Source organism: Streptomyces sp. SM1 (assembly GCF_002910825.1).
GTDB lineage: Bacteria > Actinomycetota > Actinomycetes > Streptomycetales > Streptomycetaceae > Streptomyces > Streptomyces okerensis.
Map to the genome: position 1 here is coordinate 1 of NZ_NEUB01000333.1, position 19,984 is coordinate 19,984.

Genomic DNA, 19,984 nt, shown 5'->3' on the forward strand with positions numbered 1-19,984 from the left:
GCGCCGCCAGGGCCGCCGTCCGCCGCTTCTTCACCCTCGCCACCCCGGCCCCGCCCTCCGCACCCCGCGCACAGCTGTGCGAGCGGCTGCTGGCGGACCTGCGTACCGAGATAGCCCGCGCCGACAGCAAGGCGGCCGTCCTGGTCGCCGCGCTCGGCATCACCGCGGGTGCGTTCAGCGGACTGCTCGCCGGACAGGACTGGTCCCCGGGCGCCCTGTCGGCGACCGGCGCCGCGGTGTGGTGGGCCGGGACCCTCGCCCTCGCCCTCTCCCTCTTCGCACTGCTCCTGGCCGTACTGCCCCGCTACCGCAGCGGGACCTGGGTCCAGGGGCAGCCTCTGTCGTACTTCGGGGACATCCAGCGGGCCGTGCGGGCGGGCCGGCTGGACACCGCGCTCGCCGACACCGAGGCCGACCCGGTGGCCGGTCTGACGGCGGCGCTCACGGAGACGAGCCGGATCGCCTGGCGCAAGCACCAGTGGATCCGTACCGGCCTGATCGCCTTCTGCACCGGCACGCTCCTGCTGCCCGCCTCCCTGCTGATCGGCTGACCCACGGGCCCGGCCACCACCCACGTCAAGCGAAGGAAGCACCATGACCCAGCCACCGCCGACCCCTCCGGAGTACCCGGAGCCGGCCGGCCTCCCCCACCAGCCGGGGACCGCGCACATCCCGCCGCAGTACCCGTCGCCCCCGGCCCACCCCCAGCAGCCCGCCCCGCCGGCCCCGCCCGGGTCCCAGCCCCACATCCCCCCGCAGTACCCCGGGGCAGCGACCCCGCAGTACCCCCAGCCTCCACACACGGGACCGCAGGCACCGCAGGCCCCTCAGTACCCGCAGGCACCCCAGTACCCGCAAGCCCCTCCGTACCCGAACGCAGGCGCGCAGGCCCCGCAGTACCCGCCCCCGACCCCGTACCCACAGGCCGCCCCGTACCCACAGGCCGCCCCGCCCCCCGCACCCGACTCCCCGTTGCACCCGCACCACATCAGCACCGACCGCGGCCGGGTCCACATCGCCGGCCAGCAGCGGCACACCGACGCCACCGCCTTCGGCAGTCTGCTCCTCCACCTGCCGAACTTCCTGTGCAGCCTCGTGGTCGTCGGCCTGGTCTCCGCGTTCTTCGGCAACCTCGGCGTCGTGGTCGTCCTGGTCTGGCTGGCCAGCGGCGCACTCGTGTTCCACCGCCCGACGGAAAGCGCCCTCGCGCGCCATCTGCTCCGGCTGCGCTACCCCACTCCGCAAGAACGAGCCAAACTCGAACCGGTCTGGCGCGAGGTCACCGCCCGTGCGGGCGTCGAAGGCCGGAACTACGAGCTGTGGGTCGAGGACAGCGACGGTCTCAACGCGGTCGCCGCGGCCGGGCACATCGTCGGCGTCACCCGGTTCGCCATGCATCAGCTGCCCAACGGCGAGCTGGCCGCCGTCATGGCCCACGAGCTGGGTCACCACGTCGGCGGTCACGCCTGGTCCTCACTGCTCGGCTACTGGTACGCGCTGCCCGGCCGGATCGCCTGGCGGCTGCTGCGCGCGGTCACCGGGTTCCTGTTCCGGGTGTCGCGGGTGTTCTCGTGCTTCGGCGTGCTGTTCTTCGGTCTGTTCGTCGGCGGCCTCGCACTCGCCACGATCAGCACCCTCTACGGGCTGCCGCTCCTGCTCCTCGCCATGCCGTACGCGCTCGCCGCCGTCGGCCGGCGCTCCGAACTGCGCGCCGACCAGCACGCCGCGGCGCTGGGCTTCGCCCCGATGCTGGCCGCCGTCCTGGAGAAGCTGCACCAGCAGGAGCAGCAGCAGGTCGCCGCGGTCACCGCGGCCAACGGAGGGGCGCCCGTCACCGAGGCTCCGGTGAGCAAGCTGCTGTCCTCGCACCCCGGCTGCACCACCTGCAGCCGTACCTCCAGCCGACCCGCTGACCCGCTGACCACACCACCCCGCCCGGCATCCCGCCCCGGCGCTTTCGGGAGTGCCCAGTCCGACCGGCCGGAACACCTGTCCGCCGGACCGGCGCTATCGCACCAGCGCGGCCAGCAGGACGAAGAAGCTCAGGAAGATCGCCCAGCCGGCGACCGACAGCCAGCCGAGCACCAGCCCGGTCAGGACGAAGCCTTCACCGGCCTCACCCGTGCGGCGGATCTCCGACTGCGCCATGTGGCCGAGGATCACGGCCGGGAGGCCGGTGAGTCCGCCCGTGGCCACGGACAGGACGCCGCAGACCATCGAGGCGATCGCCTTTCCGTTCGTCGCCGGCTGCGGCCGGGGCAGGAACGTGGCCGGCACCGGCCCGGCGACCGCCATCGGCTGAAACTGCGGCTGGAGCTGCGGGCCCTGGGGCAGATCGGCGACCAGCAGCGACAGCTCGGCTATCGTGCGGGCGGTGTAGGCGCGGGCGACACGCTTCTCGAATTCGGGGTGGTCCAGCCTGCCCTCGCCGTAACCGGCCCGCAGGACGTCCACCGCGCGCTCACGGTCGGCGTGGGAGGCCAGCATCGACGGGGCGCCGGGCCCCTGCAAGGGGTTGCCCTGCCACGGGGTCGGGTACGACACGGCTGCCTCCCGGGGGCCGGACAAGAAATCCCTGACAAGTGTATTCACCCACTTGAACGCACCGCAGCGGGAGTTTGGTTCCACGACCCCGCGTCACACCGCACCGCTCGCCCCGGGACGAGCGCGTCCCTTGCCTCCGGGGACGCCGAAGGGCGGCCACCCCGTACGGAGTGACCGCCCTTCGGATCAAGCTGCCCGCTTACTGGTTGTACGGACCGTAGTCGTAGTCCTCCAGCGGAACGGCCTGGCCGGAGCCCGTGCCGAACGGCGAGTAGTCGATGTCGTCGTAGCCGACGGCCGAGTACATCGCGGCCTTGGCCTCCTCGGTCGGCTCGACCCGGATGTTGCGGTAGCGGGACAGCCCCGTACCGGCCGGGATGAGCTTACCGATGATGACGTTCTCCTTGAGGCCGATGAGGCTGTCGGACTTGGCGTTGATCGCCGCGTCCGTCAGCACTCGGGTCGTCTCCTGGAAGGAGGCGGCCGACAGCCAGGACTCCGTCGCCAGCGAGGCCTTGGTGATACCCATCAGCTGCGGACGACCGGAGGCCGGGTGACCGCCCTCCTGGACCACACGACGGTTCTCGGTCTCGAACTTCGAACGCTCGACCAGCTCGCCGGGCAGCAGCTCGGCGTCGCCGGACTCGATGATCGTCACGCGGCGCAGCATCTGCCGGATGATGATCTCGATGTGCTTGTCGTGGATCGACACGCCCTGCGAGTTGTAGACCTTCTGGACCTCGCCGACCAGGTGGACCTGGACGGCACGCTGGCCCAGGATGCGCAGCACGTCGTGCGGGTTGGTGGCACCCACGGTGAGCTGCTCGCCCACATCGACGTGGTCGCCCTCGCGGACCAGGACCTTGGCACGCTTGGAGATCGGGAACGCCGTCTCGTCGCTGCCGTCGTCCGGGGTGACGACGAGCTTCTTGGTCTTCTCGGTCTCCTCGATCCGCACGCGGCCGGAGGCCTCGGAGATCGGGGCGACACCCTTGGGCGTGCGGGCCTCGAAGAGCTCGACGACACGCGGCAGACCCTGGGTGATGTCGTCACCGGCCACACCACCGGTGTGGAAGGTACGCATCGTCAGCTGGGTACCGGGCTCACCGATGGACTGGGCGGCGATGATGCCGACCGCCTCACCGATGTCGACCAGCTTGCCGGTGGCCAGCGAACGGCCGTAGCACATCGCGCAGGTGCCGACGGCGGACTCGCAGGTCAGGACCGAGCGGGTCTTGACCTCCTCGACGCCGCGGGAGACGAGCTCCTCGATGAGGACGTCGCCCAGGTCGGTGCCGGCCGGGGCCAGCACCTGGCCGTCGACCACGATGTCCTCGGCGAGGCAGCGCGCGTACACCGAGGTCTCGACGTCGCCCTCCTTGCGGAGCACGCCCGTCTCGTCCCGGCTGGCGATCTTGAGACGCAGACCGCGGTCGGTGCCGCAGTCCTCCTCGCGGATGATGACGTCCTGGGAGACGTCGACCAGACGACGGGTGAGGTAACCCGAGTCGGCGGTACGCAGAGCGGTGTCCGCCAGACCCTTACGGGCACCGTGCGTGGAGATGAAGTACTCCAGCACGGACAGGCCCTCACGGAACGACGCCTTGATCGGACGCGGGATCGTCTCGTTCTTCGCGTTCGACACCAGACCACGCATACCGGCGATCTGACGCATCTGCATCATGTTGCCTCGTGCGCCCGAGTTCACCATCATGAAGATCGGGTTGGTCTTCGGGAAGTTCTCGTTCATCGCCTCGGCGACCTCGTTGGTCGCCTTGGTCCAGATGTTGATGAGCTCCTGCGTGCGCTCGTCCTTGGTGATCAGACCGCGCTCGTACTGCTTCTGGACCTTCTCGTCCTGCGCCTCGTAGCCCTTGACGATCTCCTTCTTCGCCTCGGGAACGACGACGTCGGAGATGGCGACGGTGACACCGGAACGGGTGGCCCAGTAGAAGCCGGACGCCTTCAGGTTGTCGAGCGTCGCCGCCACGATGACCTTGGGGTAGCGCTCGGCGAGGTCGTTGACGATCTCCGAGAGCTGCTTCTTGCCGACCTCGTAGTCGACGAACGGGTAGTCCTCGGGCAGCAGCTCGTTGAAGAGCGCACGGCCCAGGGTGGTGTTCAGCCGGAAGGTGTCACCCTGCTGCCACTCCCTCTCCCCGACGCCGTCGTCCCCTTCCTCCCACGCCGGCGGGGTCCAGCCGCGCGGCGGGATGGTGCCGACCGGGAAGCGGACGTCGATCCTCGACTGGAGCGACAGCTCGCCCGCGTCGAAGGCCATGATCGCCTCGGCGACCGAGGCGAAGGAACGGCCCTCGCCCTTGAGGTCGCGCATCTCGCCGTCGGTGGTGAGGAAGAACAGACCGAGGACCATGTCCTGGGTCGGCATCGTCACCGGACGGCCGTCGGCCGGCTTGAGGATGTTGTTCGAGGACAGCATCAGGATGCGGGCCTCGGCCTGCGCCTCCGCGGAGAGCGGCAGGTGCACGGCCATCTGGTCACCGTCGAAGTCCGCGTTGAACGCGGTGCAGACGAGCGGGTGGATCTGGATGGCCTTGCCCTCGACCAGCTGCGGCTCGAAGGCCTGGATGCCGAGGCGGTGCAGGGTGGGCGCACGGTTCAGCAGCACCGGGTGCTCGGCGATGACCTCTTCGAGGACGTCGTACACCACGGTGCGGCCGCGCTCGACCATGCGCTTGGCCGACTTGATGTTCTGCGCGTGGTTCAGGTCGACCAGGCGCTTCATCACGAACGGCTTGAAGAGCTCCAGCGCCATCGCCTTCGGCAGACCGCACTGGTGCAGCTTGAGCTGCGGACCGACGACGATCACGGAACGCGCGGAGTAGTCCACGCGCTTGCCGAGCAGGTTCTGACGGAAGCGGCCCTGCTTGCCCTTGAGCATGTCGGACAGCGACTTCAGCGGACGGTTGCCGGGGCCCGTCACCGGGCGGCCACGACGGCCGTTGTCGAAGAGCGCGTCCACGGCCTCCTGGAGCATGCGCTTCTCGTTGTTCACGATGATCTCGGGCGCGCCGAGGTCGAGAAGCCGCTTCAGGCGGTTGTTGCGGTTGATGACACGGCGGTACAGGTCGTTCAGGTCGGAGGTCGCGAAGCGGCCACCGTCCAGCTGCACCATCGGACGCAGGTCCGGCGGGATGACCGGCACGCAGTCCAGCACCATGCCCTTGGGGCTGTTGGACGTCTGCAGGAACGCGGAGACGACCTTCAGCCGCTTGAGCGCACGGGTCTTCTTCTGGCCCTTGCCGGTGCGGATGATCTCGCGGAGGCGCTCGGCCTCCTCGTCGAGGTCGAAGGACTCCAGCCGCTTCTGCAGCGCCGCGGCACCCATCGAGCCGTCGAAGTACGTGCCGAAGCGGTCGCGCAGCTCGCGGTAGAGGAGCTCGTCGCCCTCGAGGTCCTGGACCTTGAGGTTCTTGAACCGGTTCCACACCTCGTCGAGGCGGTCGATCTCGCGCTGCGCACGGTCGCGCAGCTGCTTCATCTCACGCTCGGCGCCCTCGCGCACCTTGCGGCGCACATCGGCCTTGGCACCCTCGGCCTCGAGCTCGGCGAGGTCCGTCTCGAGCTTCTTGGCGCGGGCCTCGAGGTCGGCGTCGCGGCGGTTCTCGACCTGCTGGCGCTCGACGGAGACGTGGGCCTCCAGCGAGGGCAGGTCGCGGGTGCGGCGCTCCTCGTCGACGTACGTGATCATGTACGCCGCGAAGTAGATGACCTTCTCCAGGTCCTTCGGGGCGAGGTCGAGCAGGTAGCCGAGGCGCGACGGGACGCCCTTGAAGTACCAGATGTGAGTGACGGGGGCGGCAAGCTCGATGTGGCCCATCCGCTCACGGCGCACCTTGGCGCGCGTGACCTCGACGCCACAGCGCTCACAGATGATGCCCTTGAAGCGGACGCGCTTGTACTTGCCGCAGTAGCACTCCCAGTCCCGGGTCGGACCGAAGATCTTCTCGCAGAAGAGTCCGTCCTTCTCGGGCTTGAGCGTGCGGTAGTTGATCGTCTCGGGCTTCTTGACCTCGCCGTGGCTCCACTGACGGATGTCGTCAGCGGTGGCCAGACCGATCCGGAGCTCGTCGAAGAAGTTGACGTCGAGCACTATGCGTCAATCCCTCTCAGGGTTGTAAGTCTTGGGGTCTGAAACGGGGGTCCTGGGGCGGGCGGCCCGACGTCGGTCAGGCCGCCCCACTCCCGTCAGACCTCTTCGACGCTGCTCGGCTCGCGCCGGGACAGGTCGATGCCGAGCTCCTCCGCAGCGCGGAAGACGTCCTCGTCGGTGTCACGCATCTCGATGGACATGCCGTCGCTGGACAGCACCTCCACGTTCAGGCACAGGGACTGCATCTCCTTGATGAGGACCTTGAAGGACTCGGGGATGCCGGGCTCGGGGATGTTCTCGCCCTTGACGATGGCCTCGTAGACCTTCACGCGGCCGGTGACGTCGTCGGACTTGATGGTCAGCAGCTCCTGGAGCGCGTAGGCGGCGCCGTACGCCTCGAGTGCCCACACCTCCATCTCGCCGAACCGCTGTCCACCGAACTGAGCCTTACCACCCAGCGGCTGCTGGGTGATCATGGAGTACGGACCGGTCGAACGCGCGTGCAGCTTGTCGTCGACCAGGTGGTGCAGCTTCAGGATGTACATGTAACCGACCGAGATCGGCTCGGGGAACGGCTCACCGGAGCGGCCGTCGTACAGCCGCGCCTTGCCGGTCGGGAGCACCATGCGCTCGCCGTCCCGGTTCGGGATGGTGTGCTGGAGCAGACCGGCGAGCTCGTCCTCGCGCGCACCGTCGAAGACCGGGGTGGCGACGTTGGTACCGGGCTCGACCTTGTCGGCGCCGATGGCCTGGAGCCGCTCGGCCCACTCGTCCGCGAGGCCGGAGACGTCCCAGCCGCGGCTGGCGAGCCAGCCGAGGTGGATCTCCAGGACCTGGCCCGGGTTCATCCGGGACGGCACACCCAGCGGGTTGAGGATGATGTCGACCGGGGTCCCGTCCTCGAGGAACGGCATGTCCTCGATGGGCAGGATCTTGGAGATGACACCCTTGTTGCCGTGCCGGCCGGCGAGCTTGTCACCGTCGGTGATCTTGCGCTTCTGCGCGACGTAGACGCGCACCAGCTGGTTCACACCGGGGGGAAGCTCGTCGCCCTCCTCACGGTCGAAGACGCGGACGCCGATGACCTTGCCGATCTCGCCGTGCGGGACCTTCAGCGAGGTGTCACGGACCTCACGGGCCTTCTCACCGAAGATCGCGCGGAGCAGGCGCTCCTCGGGGGTCAGCTCGGTCTCACCCTTGGGCGTGACCTTGCCGACGAGGATGTCGCCGGCGACGACCTCGGCACCGATACGGATGATGCCGCGCTCGTCGAGGTCGGCGAGGACCTCCTCGGAGACGTTCGGGATGTCCCGGGTGATCTCCTCGGGGCCGAGCTTGGTGTCACGGGCGTCGACCTCGTGCTCCTCGATGTGGATCGAGGAGAGGACGTCGTCCTGCACGAGGCGCTGCGACAGGATGATCGCGTCCTCGTAGTTGTGGCCCTCCCACGGCATGAACGCGACCAGCAGGTTCTTGCCGAGCGCCATCTCGCCGTTCTCGGTGGCCGGACCGTCGGCCAGGACCTGGCCCTCGACGAGCCGGTCGCCCTCGGCGACGATGACCTTCTGGTTGACCGAGGTGCCCTGGTTGGACCGGGAGAACTTGGCGAGGCGGTACGTGATGTACGTGCCGTCGTCGTTGGCGGTGGTGATGTAGTCCGCGGAGACCTCCTGGACCACACCCGCCTTCTCGGCCTTGACCACGTCGCCGGCGTCGGCGGCGGAGCGGTACTCCATGCCGGTGCCGACGAGCGGGGACTCGCTCTTGATGAGCGGCACCGCCTGACGCATCATGTTCGCGCCCATGAGGGCACGGTTGGCGTCGTCGTGCTCCAGGAACGGGATCATGGCGGTCGCGACCGACACCATCTGGCGCGGCGAGACGTCCATGTAGTCGACCTCGTCACCGGGGACGTAGTCGACCTCGCCGCCGCGGCGGCGGACCAGGATGCGGTTCTCGACGAAGCGCATGTCGTCGCCGAGCGGCGCGTTGGCCTGCGCGATGACGAAGCGGTCCTCCTCGTCGGCGGTCAGGTAGTCGACGTCGTCGGTGACCTGACCCTCGACGACCTTGCGGTACGGCGTCTCGATGAAGCCGAACGGGTTGATCCGCCCGTAGGAAGCGAGCGAGCCGATCAGGCCGATGTTCGGGCCTTCCGGCGTCTCGATCGGGCACATGCGGCCGTAGTGCGAGGGGTGCACGTCACGGACCTCGAAGCCGGCCCGCTCACGGGAGAGACCACCCGGGCCGAGGGCGTTGAGACGACGCTTGTGCGTCAGGCCCGACAGCGGGTTGTTCTGGTCCATGAACTGGGACAGCTGGCTGGTGCCGAAGAACTCCTTGATGGAGGCGACGACCGGCCGGATGTTGATCAGGGTCTGCGGCGTGATCGCCTCGACGTCCTGGGTGGTCATGCGCTCGCGCACGACGCGCTCCATACGGGCGAGACCCGTACGGACCTGGTTCTGGATCAGCTCGCCGACGTTACGGATGCGGCGGTTGCCGAAGTGGTCGATGTCGTCGGTCTCGACGATGATCGAGCGCCCGGACTCGCCGACCGTCTCGGTCTCACCGGCGTGCAGCTTCACCAGGTACTTGATGGTGGCGATGACGTCGTCGGTGGTGAGCACACCGGCGTCCAGCGGCTCGTCCCCGCCGAGCTTCTTGTTGACCTTGTAGCGGCCGACCTTCGCGAGGTCGTAGCGCTTGGGGTTGAAGTACAGGTTCTCGAGCAGCGTCTGCGCGGCCTCACGCGTGGGGGGCTCGCCCGGACGCAGCTTGCGGTAGATGTCGAGCAGCGCGTCGTCCTGGCCCTGGGTGTGGTCCTTCTCCAGGGTGGCGCGCATGGACTCGTACTCGCCGAACTCCTCGAGGATCTGCTCGGTGGTCCAGCCGAGCGCCTTCAGGAGGACGGTGACGGACTGCTTGCGCTTGCGGTCGATGCGGACACCGACCATGTCGCGCTTGTCGATCTCCATCTCCAGCCAGGCACCCCGGGACGGGATGATCTTGGCGGAGAAGATGTCCTTGTCGGACGTCTTGTCGATGGAGGAGTCGAAGTAGACGCCGGGCGAGCGGACCAGCTGGGACACCACGACACGCTCGGTGCCGTTGATGACGAAGGTGCCCTTGTTCGTCATGAGCGGGAAGTCGCCCATGAAGACGGTCTGGGACTTGATCTCGCCGGTCTCGTTGTTGGTGAACTCGGCGGTGACGAAGAGCGGGGCCGCGTACGTGAAGTCGCGCTCCTTGCACTCGTCGATGGAGTTCTTCGGCGGCTCGAAGCGGTGGTCGCGGAAGGTCAGCGACATCGACCCGGAGAAGTCCTCGATCGGGGAGATCTCTTCGAAGATCTCCTCCAGACCGGACTTGGTGGGGACGTCCTGCCCGTTCTCGAGAGCCTCCTCGACCCGACTCTGCCAGGCGGTGTTGCCGAGCAGCCAGTCAAAGCTCTCGGTCTGCAGCGCGAGCAGGTTCGGAACCTCGAGAGGCTCCTTGATCTTTGCAAAGGAGATGCGCAGCGGGGCGGTGCTGGCACCGTTGTTCGTATTCGCGGTCGAGGCGTTGCGCGAGGCGGCCAAGAGGGGGTCCTTCCGAGGGCTCGGACTCACTACGCGCGTACCGGCTCCCCGCCGTGCACAGAAGACAGATTCCTCCGAGGGGGGCGAAAGCCCAGGTCGGAGATCGTCGAGTCGTCGGTGATCGAGCGAGGGAATGCCCCTGGTGACGGGCAGGGGACAGCTAACAGGCAGCGCAAAGGGTCAGTGTAGCCACTTGGCACACTGATGTCCAGTGCGGTGTACGAGACCGGGTAGAGGCCCTCGTTGTTCTCAACTCCTGCGACAAGGCGCTGCCCTCAACGCACCGTGATACTGCCCTCTTTGCCGTCGATCCATGCCTCGGATTCGGATCCTTGTGACGACGCGTCCTGAGAATTGCGCGCTGCGTGCGGTTCGTCAAGGCCCTCTTGCCCCCGACCGTCTGCCACGGGGCGATTCCTCGCCGCCCCAGGAGGCACAACGAAGATCACCCTACCCCCCGCCGTCCCGGGGGCAAGGCAGCCGCCGCCGGACCCCCCGTACGCCGAAGAGCGACCACCCGGATGGATGATCGCTCCTCGGCGCTCGAGCGTTACACGTCCCGTGGGACGCGCTGCGGATCCCCGAGGGACCCGCGGGGTGTTACTTGACCTCGACGGAGGCGCCGGCGCCCTTGAGGGACTCGGCGGCCTTCTCGGCGGCGTCCTTGGCGACCTTCTCGAGAACGGGCTTCGGGGCGCCGTCCACGAGGTCCTTGGCCTCCTTCAGACCCAGGGAGGTCAGCTCACGCACGACCTTGATGACCTGGATCTTCTTGTCGCCGGCACCCGTGAGGATGACGTCGAACTCGTCCTGCTCGGCAGCGGCCTCGGCCGGAGCGGCAGCGGCGGCCGGGGCGGCGGCGACGGCCGCGGCGGCGGTGACGTCGAACTTGTCCTCGAAGGCCTTCACGAACTCGGAGAGCTCGATGAGGGTCATCTCCTCGAACTGGGCGAGCAGGTCTTCCTGGCTGAGCTTCGCCATGATGGCGGTCCTTCCACTAATTCGGCAGGTGCCGGATGTACGGGGTGAGGCGGGCGTACGTCAGGCCCGCTGCGACCCTTGCCGCTATGCGGCCGGGGTCAGAAAGCGAGCCGAATTACTCGGCACCGCCCTGCTCGTCCTGCTTGGCACGGAGCGCGTCCACGGTGCGGACGAGCTTCGAGGGGAGCGCCTGGAAGAGCTGAGCAGTCTGCGTCTGCTTGCCCTTGAAAGCGCCCGCCAGCTTGGAGAGCAGAACCTCGCGGGACTCGAGGTCCGCAAGCTTCTTGATCTCGTCGGCGGACATCGCCTTGCCGTCAAGGACGCCGCCCTTGATGACGAGATTCGGGTTGTCCTTGGCGAAGTCACGAAGACCCTTCGCCGACTCCACCGGGTCACCGGTGACGAAGGCGACCGCCGTCGGGCCAGCGAAGAGCTGGTCGTCGAGCGTGATCCCGGCCTCGTTGGCCGCAATCTTGGTCAGCGTGTTCTTCACCACGGCGTACTGGGCGTTCTCACCGAGCGAACGGCGCAGCGTCTTGAGCTGCGCCACGGTGAGACCGCGGTACTCGGTCAGCACGGCGGCGTTGGAGCTGCGGAACTTGTCCGTCAGCTCGGCAACCGCGGCAGCCTTGTCGGGCCTCGCCATAGAGCCTCGGCCTCCTTCCGGGTGATTCGGACCGCGCGGACCCGAAGGAGGACTGGGGAAAACGAAACGCCCCGGCGCAGGCGCACGGGGCGTAGCTCTACCGGTTTCTCGCGCCTCGCGGCAACAAGCTCCGGGAACTCTTCCACTCACACCTGCGCGGGTCGTCCGCAATTCAGCGGATCCTTCGGCCACCGCACCCTCAGACGAGCGCACGGCAACGACCAGCGGTCTTTGGCTTCTGTGGAAGAGTACGCGAACGGATCGGCGTGGAGCAAATCGGCCGACATGCGGCTCGCCGGAGGCACGGGGCCTCCGGGGCCGAGCCGGGTCTAGGCGCCCGCTCCCAGGCCCTCCAGCTCCTTCATCATCTCCGCGAGGTCGAACGTGTCCTTGGCCGGCGGCGCCTCGACCTGGGCCGCGGCGCCGTAGTCGGAGTAGTGGGCCGTCATGTTCATCGTGCCCTGGGGGAGCTTCATGCCGACGACCATCTTGGCCGGGTAGTTGCCCTCGTTGACCCAGACCTCGGTGTCGTACCCCTTCAGGCCGGCCTTCTCCATGTTGGCGACGACCTCCTCACGCTCCTTCTCGGAGAGCGTGTCGAAGGACTTGTTGACGTCGAGCATCTCCTCGAAGCTCAGCGTGCCCTTGTAGTGCTGCGTCTGGACGCCGTCGACCTTCTCCGGTCCCACGTGCTTCAGGCTCTTGGACTCGAGCAGCAGGGCGAGCTGCTGCGACGGGTCCTGGTTCATGTTCTCCATGCCGCCGGTCATCTGCTTCTGGACCGGGGGGTCACCGGACGCCTCGGCCATGGCACCGAAGTCCATCTTCATCCAGCGCTTGCCGTCCATCTCGGCGGCCATCTGCGCACCCATATCCATGTACATGGCGTCGTCCACCATGATCATGCGCATCTGCTGGGGCGCGTCCGGGCCACCCGCCGCGAGCGCGGAGCCCTTCATGGTGACGTCCATGACAGCCGGGTCCCAGCCCTGCACCCCGGACATTTCGATGGTGCCGCCGCCTTCCACGGCCGCCGGCATCGTCATGGTCATCCGCACCTTGGAGGACTTGGCCTCCGAGGTGTTCTTGAAGGCCGCCTGGAGGACCTCGGTCATCTCGGTCTGCGACTGGACCGCGGACTCCGCCGATCCGCCGGCCTTCTTCTTGCCGCCCTCGTCGCTGTCACCGCCCTGACACCCCGCGACACCCGCGACGGCGGCCGCGGCCGTCAGACAGACACCCGCGCGCTTCCACACGGCCATACCCATGAATCCCACCCCTGTTGTGTGTCTCTGTGCTGCGTCTGTGAAGTCAAGGGAACGGTAACCCACTTGGCTGACACCGCCGCATGAGAAAGCCCGCCCCCGGGCCTCTGAGAGGCCCGGGGGCGGGCGTTCACTGCGTGCGCGGGCCGGTCGGTCGGCCCGACCCGGCTCAGACGGCGGCCGGGTCCTCCTCGACGAGGAGGTTGCGGGTGCGGTTCGGGTCGAGCGGAATGCCGGGGCCCATCGTGGTGCTGATGGCGGCCTTCTTGATGTAGCGACCCTTGGCGGCGGACGGCTTCAGACGGAGGATCTCCTCCAGCGCGGCGCCGTAGTTCTCCACCAGCTTGGTGTCGTCGAAGGACGACTTGCCGATGATGAAGTGCAGGTTCGAGTGCTTGTCGACGCGGAACTCGATCTTGCCGCCCTTGATCTCGGTGACGGCCTTGGTCACGTCCGGGGTCACGGTGCCGGTCTTGGGGTTCGGCATCAGACCACGGGGACCGAGCACGCGGCCGAGGCGGCCGACCTTGCCCATGAGGTCCGGGGTGGCGACGACGGCGTCGAAGTCCAGACGGCCCTTCGACACCTCGTCGATCAGCTCGTCGGCGCCGACGATGTCGGCGCCCGCGGCACGCGCGGCCTCGGCACGGTCACCGGTCGCGAAGACCAGGACCCGGGCGGTCTTACCGGTGCCGTGCGGGAGGTTCACGGTGCCACGGACCATCTGGTCGGCCTTGCGCGGGTCGACACCCAGACGGAAGGCGACCTCGACGGTGCCGTCGAACTTGCTCGTGGACGTCTCCTTGGCGAGACGGACGGCCTCGAGCGGGGCGTACAGCTTCTCCCGGTCGATCTTGGCGTCCGCAGCGCGGAGAGACTTGCTGCGCTTGCTCACTGAAAGCTCCTGTGGGATCTGAGGAGTCGTGGTCCGGGCCGAGCCGGCCCTGCCACTACTGCTTGGCTTACGGGGGTGGAGATCAGCCCTCGACCGTGACGCCCATGGAACGGGCGGTACCGGCGATGATCTTCTCCGCCTGGTCCAGGTCGTTGGCGTTGAGGTCGGGCATCTTGGTGGTGGCGATCTCACGGACCTGGTCGCGCGTGATCTTCGCGACCTTGGTCTTGTGCGGCTCGCCGGAGCCCTTCTCCACACCCGCGGCCTTGAGGATCATCTTGGCGGCCGGCGGGGTCTTGGTGATGAAGGTGAAGGAACGGTCCTCGTAGACCGTGATCTCCACCGGGATGACCCAGCCGCGCTGCGACTCGGTCGCGGCGTTGTAGGCCTTGCAGAACTCCATGATGTTCACGCCGTGCTGGCCCAGCGCGGGGCCGACCGGCGGGGCCGGGTTCGCGGCACCGGCCTGGATCTGGAGCTTGATGAGCCCCGTGACCTTCTTCTTCTTCTTGGGAGGCATGGCTCTCCGGGTCCTTTCGATTCGGGTCCTGCCCACGTCATGGGGACAACCCGGACGCAGGCATACCGCACAACGATAGCGGGTATAGATGCGCGGCTGAAAACCGAGCAGGTCAGCCGAGTGCGCGAGCGCTCTGCTGACCTGCTCGGAAGCTGTGTACCAGCCGTTCCAGAAAAGCCGGGTCCGAGGACTAGTTCTTCTGGATCTGGTCGAAGGAGAGCTCGACCGGCGTCTCCCGGCCGAAGATCTCCACCAGGCCCTTGACCTTCTTCGAGTCGGGGTTGATCTCGTTGATGGTCGCCTGGAGCGTGGCGAACGGGCCGTCGGTGACGGTGACCGAGTCGCCGACCTCGAAGTCCAGCACCTGGACCTCGACCTTGCGCTGCGGAGCCGGCTTGCCCTCGGCCTCGGCGGCCTCGCGGGCGGCCTTCTCCTCGGCCTCCGGGGCGAGCATCTTGACGATCTCGTCCAGCGTCAGCGGGTACGGGTCGTAGGCGTTGCCCACGAAGCCGGTGACGCCGGGGGTGTTGCGGACGACGCCCCAGGACTCGTTCGTCAGGTCCATACGGACCAGGACGTAACCCGGGAGCTTGTTCTGCTTGATCGTCTTGCGGTCGCCGTTCTTGATCTGGACGACCTCTTCCTGCGGCACCTCGGCCTGGAAGATGTAGTCCTCGACGTTCAGCGAGACGGCGCGCTGCTCCAGGTTGGTCTTCACCCGGTTCTCGTAGCCCGCGTAGGTGTGGATGACGTACCACTCGCCGGGCAGCGTCCGCAGTTCCTCGCGGAGCTTCTCGACCGGGTCGCGGTCGTCCTCGGGCTCTTCGGCTTCTTCGGCCTGCTCGGCCGCTTCCGCGGCCTCGGGGGTCTCGTCCGTCTCGTCGGCGGTGGTCTCGTCCGCCTCGGCGCTCTCGTCCGTGGTGGCGGTCTCGTCCGCGGTGGTGCCGGCAGCCTCGGCCTCGGCAGAGGCCTCGGTGTCCTCGACGCCCGCGCCCTCGACGGCGGCGGGCGCGTCCTCTGCGGACGCGGCCCCTTCGCCGACAGGCTCAACGGCGTCGTTCACGTTCGGGTCAGACACGGTGGCTGCTTCTTCCTGGATACATAGGGGTGGAACATGCGAAAGGAGCGCCGGGTACCTCGGCGCTCTTCGCTCGGGGATCAGCCGAAGACGTACTTGGCGGCGTTGCTGAGGCCATAGTCGAACAGCGTGATCAGGCCGATCATCAGCACCACGAAGATGATCACCGCGGTCGTGTACGACGTCAGCTGGTTACGGGTCGGCCAGACCACCTTGCGGAGCTCCGCAACGATCTGACGGTAGAAGAGGGCGAGACGCTTCAGCGGACCCTTCTTGGCCCGCTTACCGCCTTTGCGGGTCTTCTTCTTGGAGTCCGGCGCCTCGTCCTCGGCATCAGGCATGTCGATGGAGCCCACGGCGTCCGTCACTCGTCCTCACCTGATTCCGGGTCGTGGCCGTGCCGCGCCCGGTGAGAGCCCGCACGGCGGTGCATTGCAGTACGTACATGCGCACACATCCTGGCGACGGAGTGTGTAGCAGGGCCGGAGGGACTTGAACCCCCAACCGCTGGTTTTGGAGACCAGTGCTCTACCAATTGAGCTACGACCCTTTGTGCGTTCCCCAACGTACCGCATCCGACCGGATGCTTGGTGTACACCGGCTGAGCGCGGGCCGCTGAAGGCCAACGAGGTGAGAGTGTACGTGTTCCCGGGCTTGGCGTCGAACGACACGTGCCGGTGCCGGAGGGCCCCGGCCGCCGTCCGGCGCAAGATCGTCCCGGCCGCGCGGCCCCGGCGCGGTGGATCCGGACTGGTGTCCACTGGTTTGCCCGGTCATGTTCGGTCCGTGAAACCCCCGTGCCCGCCGGGTTCCGGGTCTGGAACGATGGGCCCATGAGCGCTGCAACCCCTCCCACCGAGCGCCGGGTCTCCGCCCGCGTCGGCTCGATCTCCGAGTCCGCCACCCTCGCCGTGGACGCCAAGGCCAAGGCCCTCAAGGCCGCCGGGCGACCGGTGATCGGCTTCGGCGCAGGTGAGCCCGACTTCCCGACGCCCGACTACGTCGTCGAGGCCGCGATCGAGGCCTGCAAGAACCCGAAGTACCACCGCTACACGCCGGCGGGCGGTCTGCCCGAGCTGAAGTCCGCGATCGCCGCGAAGACGCTGCGCGACTCCGGCTACGAGGTGGACCCGTCCCAGATCCTGGTCACCAACGGCGGGAAGCAGGCCATCTACGAGGCCTTCGCCGCCATCCTCGACCCGGGCGACGAGGTCATCGTCCCGGCCCCGTACTGGACGACGTACCCGGAGTCGATCCGGCTGGCCGGCGGTGTCCCGGTCGAGGTGGTCGCCGACGAGACCACCGGCTACCGCGTGAGCGTGGAGCAGCTGGAGGCGGCCCGCACGGAGAAGACGAAGGTCGTCCTCTTCGTCTCTCCCTCGAACCCGACCGGCGCGGTCTACGGCGAGGCCGAGACCGAGGCGATCGGCCGCTGGGCCGTGGAGCACGGTCTGTGGGTGCTGACGGACGAGATCTACGAGCACCTGGTCTACGGCGACGCCGTCTCCGTCTCCCTGCCCGCGCTGCTGCCCGAGCTGCGCGACAAGTGCGTCGTGGTGAACGGTGTCGCGAAGACCTACGCGATGACGGGCTGGCGGGTCGGCTGGATCATCGGCCCGAGGGACGTGGTCAAGGCCGCGACCAACCTCCAGTCGCACGCCACGTCGAACGTCTCCAACGTCGCCCAGGTGGCCGCCCTCGCCGCCGTCTCCGGCGGCCTCGAAGCGGTCGCGAAGATGCGCGAGGCCTTCGACCGGCGGCGGAAGACCATCGTGCGGATGCTCAACGAGATCGACGGCGTGCTCTGCCCGGAGCCCGAGGGCGCGTTCTACGTCTACCCCTCGGTCAAGGCGCTGATCGGCAAGGAGATCCGGGGCAAGCGGCCGCGGGACTCGGTCGAGCTGGCCGCGCTCATCCTGGAGGAGGCCGAGGTCGCGGTGGTGCCCGGTGAGGCGTTCGGCACCCCGGGGTACGTGCGGCTGTCGTACGCGCTGGGCGACGAGGACCTCGTCGAGGGCGTGAGCCGCATCCAGAAGCTGCTCGCGGAGGCGCGCGACTGACGTCCGACGCACCGCAGGGGCGCCCGGTTCCGGCCCGGGCGCCCCTCTTCGTTTTCCCCGGGTGTTTGTGCGATCAAGACCACGAAAGGGGAAAGCGCTACCGGGATGGCCGGGACGTGCGGCAGGATCGACCGATGGAGCGTGTACGTGATCTCTCTGAGCTGCCGAAAGCCCATCTCCACCTGCACTTCACCGGGTCCATGCGACCCGCCACCCTGCTGGAGCTGGCCGACAAGTACGGGGTGCGCCTGCCCGAGGCCCTGACCGACGCGCTGACCGGCGGGGAGCCGCCGAGACTGCGGGCCACGGACGAGCGCGGCTGGTTCCGCTTCCAGCGGCTGTACGACGCGGCCCGCTCGTGCCTGCGTGAGCCGGAGGACATCCAGCGGCTGGTGCGGGAGGCCGCCGAGGAGGACGTGTGCGACGGCTCCGGCTGGCTGGAGATCCAGGTCGACCCGACGTCGTACGCACCGCGGCTGGGCGGCCTGATCCCGACGCTGGAGATCATCCTGGACGCGGTGGACTCGGCGATGCGGGACACCGGGATCGGGATGCGGGTCCTGGTCGCCGCCAACCGGATGAAGCACCCGCTGGACGCGCGCACGCTGGCCCGGCTGGCGGTGCGGTACGCGGACCGGGGCGTGGTCGGGTTCGGGCTCTCCAACGACGAGCGGCGCGGGATGGCCCGTGACTTCGACCGGGCCTTCGCGATCGCGCGGGACGGAGGGCTGCTGTCGGCGCCGCACGGCGGCGAGCTGGCCGGGCCGTCGTCGGTCCGGGACTGCCTGGACGACCTGGACGCGCACCGGATCGGTCACGGTGTGCGGGCGGCGGACGATCCGCGGCTGATGCGGCGGCTCGCGGACCGCCAGGTGACGTGCGAGGTCTGCCCGGCGTCCAACGTGGCGCTGGGGGTCTACGAGAAGCACGAGGACGTACCGCTGCGGACCCTGTTCGAGGCGGGGGTGCCGCTGGCGCTCGGCGCGGACGACCCCCTGCTGTTCGGCTCCCGGCTGGCGGCCCAGTACGAGATCGCCCGAGTCCACCACGGGTTCACCGACGCGGAGCTCGCGGAGGTGGCCCGGCAGTCGGTACGGGGCTCGGCGGCCCCGGAGGACATCAAGGCGAAACTGCTGTCGGGCGTGGACACCTGGCTCACCACCCCGGCGTAGTCACGGGCCCGCGCGGACGCGGCGGCGGGGCCCGCTGCCGGGCGCCTTGGTACGGCCCTCGCTACAGGCTGACGCCGACCGTCACCGGTTCGTTCACCAGGGTGATGCCGAACGCCTCGTGGACACCGGCGACGACCTCGCGGGCGAGTGCCAGCAGGTCCTCGGTGGTCGCCTCTCCCCGGTTGGTGAGGGCGAGGGTGTGCTTGGTGGAGATACGGGCCGGGCCCTGGCCGTACCCCTTGCCGAAACCGGCCTTGTCGATCAGCCAGGCGGCGGAGGTCTTGGTGTGGCCCTCGCCCGCCGGATACGCGGGGGCCTCCGCCCCGTCACCGAGCCGCTCTCGCACGCGCGTGCGGAATGCGGCGAACGTCTCCTCGTCGAGGACCGGGTTGGTGAAGAAGGAACCGGCCGACCATGTGTCGTGGTCGTCGGGGTCCAGGACCATGCCCTTGCCGGCGCGGAGCCCCAGAACCGTCTCGCGGGCCGTGGCCAGCGGTACCCGCTCGCCCGGCGCGACACCGAGAACGCGCGCGGTCTCGGCGTACTTGAGTGGACCGGACAGGCCGCCGGCGTCCTCCAGGGCGAATCTCACGCGCAGGACGACGTAGCGCCCGGGGTCCGCCTTGAAGCGGCTGTGGCGGTACGAGAAGGCGCACTCCTCGTTGCTCAGGGTGACCGTCTCGCGGGCCCTGCGGTCGTAGGCGACGACCTCGGTGAGGGTGGAGGAGACCTCCTGGCCGTACGCCCCGACGTTCTGGATCGGGGTGGCGCCCGCCGAACCGGGGATGCCGGCCAGGCACTCGACACCGGCGAGGCCCGCCTCCACCGTGCGGGCCACGGCGTCGGTCCACACCTCGCCGGCCGCCAGCTCCAGGCGGGTGCCGTCCAGGGTGACGCCCCGGGTGCCGATGACGAGGGCGGTGCCGTCGAAGCCCTTGTCGCCGATGACCAGGTTGGAGCCGCCGCCGATGATCAGCAGCGGGGTGCCGCTGTCGTCGGCGTCGCGGACGACGGCGATCACCTCGTCGTCGGTGGTCGCGGTGACCAGCCGGGTCGCGGGGCCGCCCAGCCGGAAGGTGGTCAGCGGGGCGAGGGGGGCGTCGTGGAGTTCCTGCACGGGCCCAAGAC

General features: G+C 68.7%; 14 protein-coding genes, 1 tRNA gene and 1 pseudogene. 4 read left to right on the forward strand and 12 right to left on the reverse strand.

The annotated features are described in order from the left end of the window. Positions 1-74 precede the first annotated feature (74 nt). Complete coding sequence (locus B9S61_RS08240; RefSeq protein WP_103541666.1) at positions 75-551, forward strand: Pycsar system effector family protein; 477 nt, start codon at positions 75-77, stop codon at positions 549-551. A gap of 43 nt (positions 552-594) precedes the next feature. Continuing rightward, positions 595-1,815, forward strand: a pseudogene (locus B9S61_RS08245) (M48 family metalloprotease); the annotation flags it as partial. 192 nt (positions 1,816-2,007) lie between these two features. Here B9S61_RS08245 and B9S61_RS08250 read toward each other — a convergent pair. The 11 genes from B9S61_RS08250 to B9S61_RS08305 form a co-directional block, all read right to left on the reverse strand. Next, on the reverse strand, positions 2,008-2,544 hold the full coding sequence (locus B9S61_RS08250) for a DUF1707 and DUF4190 domain-containing protein (protein WP_103541667.1): 537 nt from the start codon (positions 2,542-2,544) through the stop codon (positions 2,008-2,010). 199 nt (positions 2,545-2,743) lie between these two features. Continuing rightward, positions 2,744-6,658, reverse strand: a complete 3,915-nt coding sequence (locus B9S61_RS08255; RefSeq protein WP_103541655.1) for a DNA-directed RNA polymerase subunit beta' — start codon at positions 6,656-6,658, stop codon at positions 2,744-2,746. A 95-nt stretch (positions 6,659-6,753) separates the two neighbouring features. Next, complete coding sequence (rpoB, locus tag B9S61_RS08260) at positions 6,754-10,239, reverse strand: DNA-directed RNA polymerase subunit beta (protein ID WP_103541656.1); 3,486 nt, start codon at positions 10,237-10,239, stop codon at positions 6,754-6,756. A 600-nt stretch (positions 10,240-10,839) separates the two neighbouring features. Continuing rightward, positions 10,840-11,220 (reverse strand): 50S ribosomal protein L7/L12, encoded by a 381-nt coding sequence (rplL, locus tag B9S61_RS08270; protein WP_103541657.1) that lies wholly within the window; start codon positions 11,218-11,220, stop codon positions 10,840-10,842. Between the two features lie 115 nt (positions 11,221-11,335). Beyond that, positions 11,336-11,866 carry a 50S ribosomal protein L10 gene (gene rplJ, locus B9S61_RS08275; RefSeq protein ID WP_004927352.1) on the reverse strand — a complete coding sequence of 177 codons (531 nt, stop codon included), beginning with the start codon at positions 11,864-11,866 and terminating at the stop codon, positions 11,336-11,338. A 329-nt stretch (positions 11,867-12,195) separates the two neighbouring features. Further along, positions 12,196-13,134: a hypothetical protein gene (locus tag B9S61_RS08280; protein WP_103541658.1), complete on the reverse strand. Its 939-nt coding sequence runs from the start codon at positions 13,132-13,134 to the stop codon at positions 12,196-12,198. 166 nt (positions 13,135-13,300) lie between these two features. Next, positions 13,301-14,026, reverse strand: a complete 726-nt coding sequence (gene rplA, locus B9S61_RS08285; RefSeq protein WP_103541659.1) for a 50S ribosomal protein L1 — start codon at positions 14,024-14,026, stop codon at positions 13,301-13,303. 82 nt (positions 14,027-14,108) lie between these two features. After that, the gene (gene rplK / locus B9S61_RS08290; RefSeq protein ID WP_103541660.1) at positions 14,109-14,546 is read right to left on the reverse strand and encodes a 50S ribosomal protein L11; all 438 of its coding nucleotides are present in this window, start codon (positions 14,544-14,546) and stop codon (positions 14,109-14,111) included. A gap of 190 nt (positions 14,547-14,736) precedes the next feature. Further along, a complete protein-coding gene (gene nusG, locus B9S61_RS08295; protein ID WP_103541661.1) occupies positions 14,737-15,624 on the reverse strand; it encodes a transcription termination/antitermination protein NusG in 888 nt (295 codons plus the stop codon). Positions 15,625-15,704: 80 nt separating this feature from the next. Then, complete coding sequence (gene secE / locus B9S61_RS08300; protein ID WP_103541662.1) at positions 15,705-15,992, reverse strand: preprotein translocase subunit SecE; 288 nt, start codon at positions 15,990-15,992, stop codon at positions 15,705-15,707. A gap of 109 nt (positions 15,993-16,101) precedes the next feature. Continuing rightward, positions 16,102-16,174, reverse strand: a tRNA-Trp gene (locus tag B9S61_RS08305). Positions 16,175-16,457: 283 nt separating this feature from the next. Here B9S61_RS08305 and B9S61_RS08310 point away from each other — a divergent pair. Together B9S61_RS08310 and B9S61_RS08315 are read left to right on the forward strand one after the other, a co-directional pair. Then, positions 16,458-17,684, forward strand: coding sequence for a pyridoxal phosphate-dependent aminotransferase (locus tag B9S61_RS08310; protein WP_103541663.1), 1,227 nt, complete (start codon positions 16,458-16,460; stop codon positions 17,682-17,684). Positions 17,685-17,818: 134 nt separating this feature from the next. Continuing rightward, positions 17,819-18,856, forward strand: coding sequence for an adenosine deaminase (locus tag B9S61_RS08315; RefSeq protein WP_103541664.1), 1,038 nt, complete (start codon positions 17,819-17,821; stop codon positions 18,854-18,856). A 61-nt stretch (positions 18,857-18,917) separates the two neighbouring features. Here the strand turns inward: B9S61_RS08315 and B9S61_RS08320 are convergent, their stop codons facing one another. After that, positions 18,918-19,973: a UDP-N-acetylmuramate dehydrogenase gene (locus B9S61_RS08320; RefSeq protein WP_103541665.1), complete on the reverse strand. Its 1,056-nt coding sequence runs from the start codon at positions 19,971-19,973 to the stop codon at positions 18,918-18,920. Positions 19,974-19,984: the final 11 nt, after the last annotated feature.

What these genes read in the sequence shown, in the direction of transcription:
- rplJ (WP_004927352.1), bottom strand. Translation starts at nt 11,866, where the DNA reads ATGGCGAGGCCCGACAAGGCTGCCGCGGTTGCCGAGCTGACGGACAAG.
- B9S61_RS08280 (WP_103541658.1), bottom strand. Translation starts at nt 13,134, where the DNA reads ATGGGTATGGCCGTGTGGAAGCGCGCGGGTGTCTGTCTGACGGCCGCG.
- rplK (WP_103541660.1), bottom strand. Translation starts at nt 14,546, where the DNA reads ATGCCTCCCAAGAAGAAGAAGAAGGTCACGGGGCTCATCAAGCTCCAG.
- B9S61_RS08310 (WP_103541663.1), top strand. Translation starts at nt 16,458, where the DNA reads ATGAGCGCTGCAACCCCTCCCACCGAGCGCCGGGTCTCCGCCCGCGTC.
- rplL (WP_103541657.1), bottom strand. Translation starts at nt 11,220, where the DNA reads ATGGCGAAGCTCAGCCAGGAAGACCTGCTCGCCCAGTTCGAGGAGATG.
- B9S61_RS08315 (WP_103541664.1), top strand. Translation starts at nt 17,819, where the DNA reads ATGGAGCGTGTACGTGATCTCTCTGAGCTGCCGAAAGCCCATCTCCAC.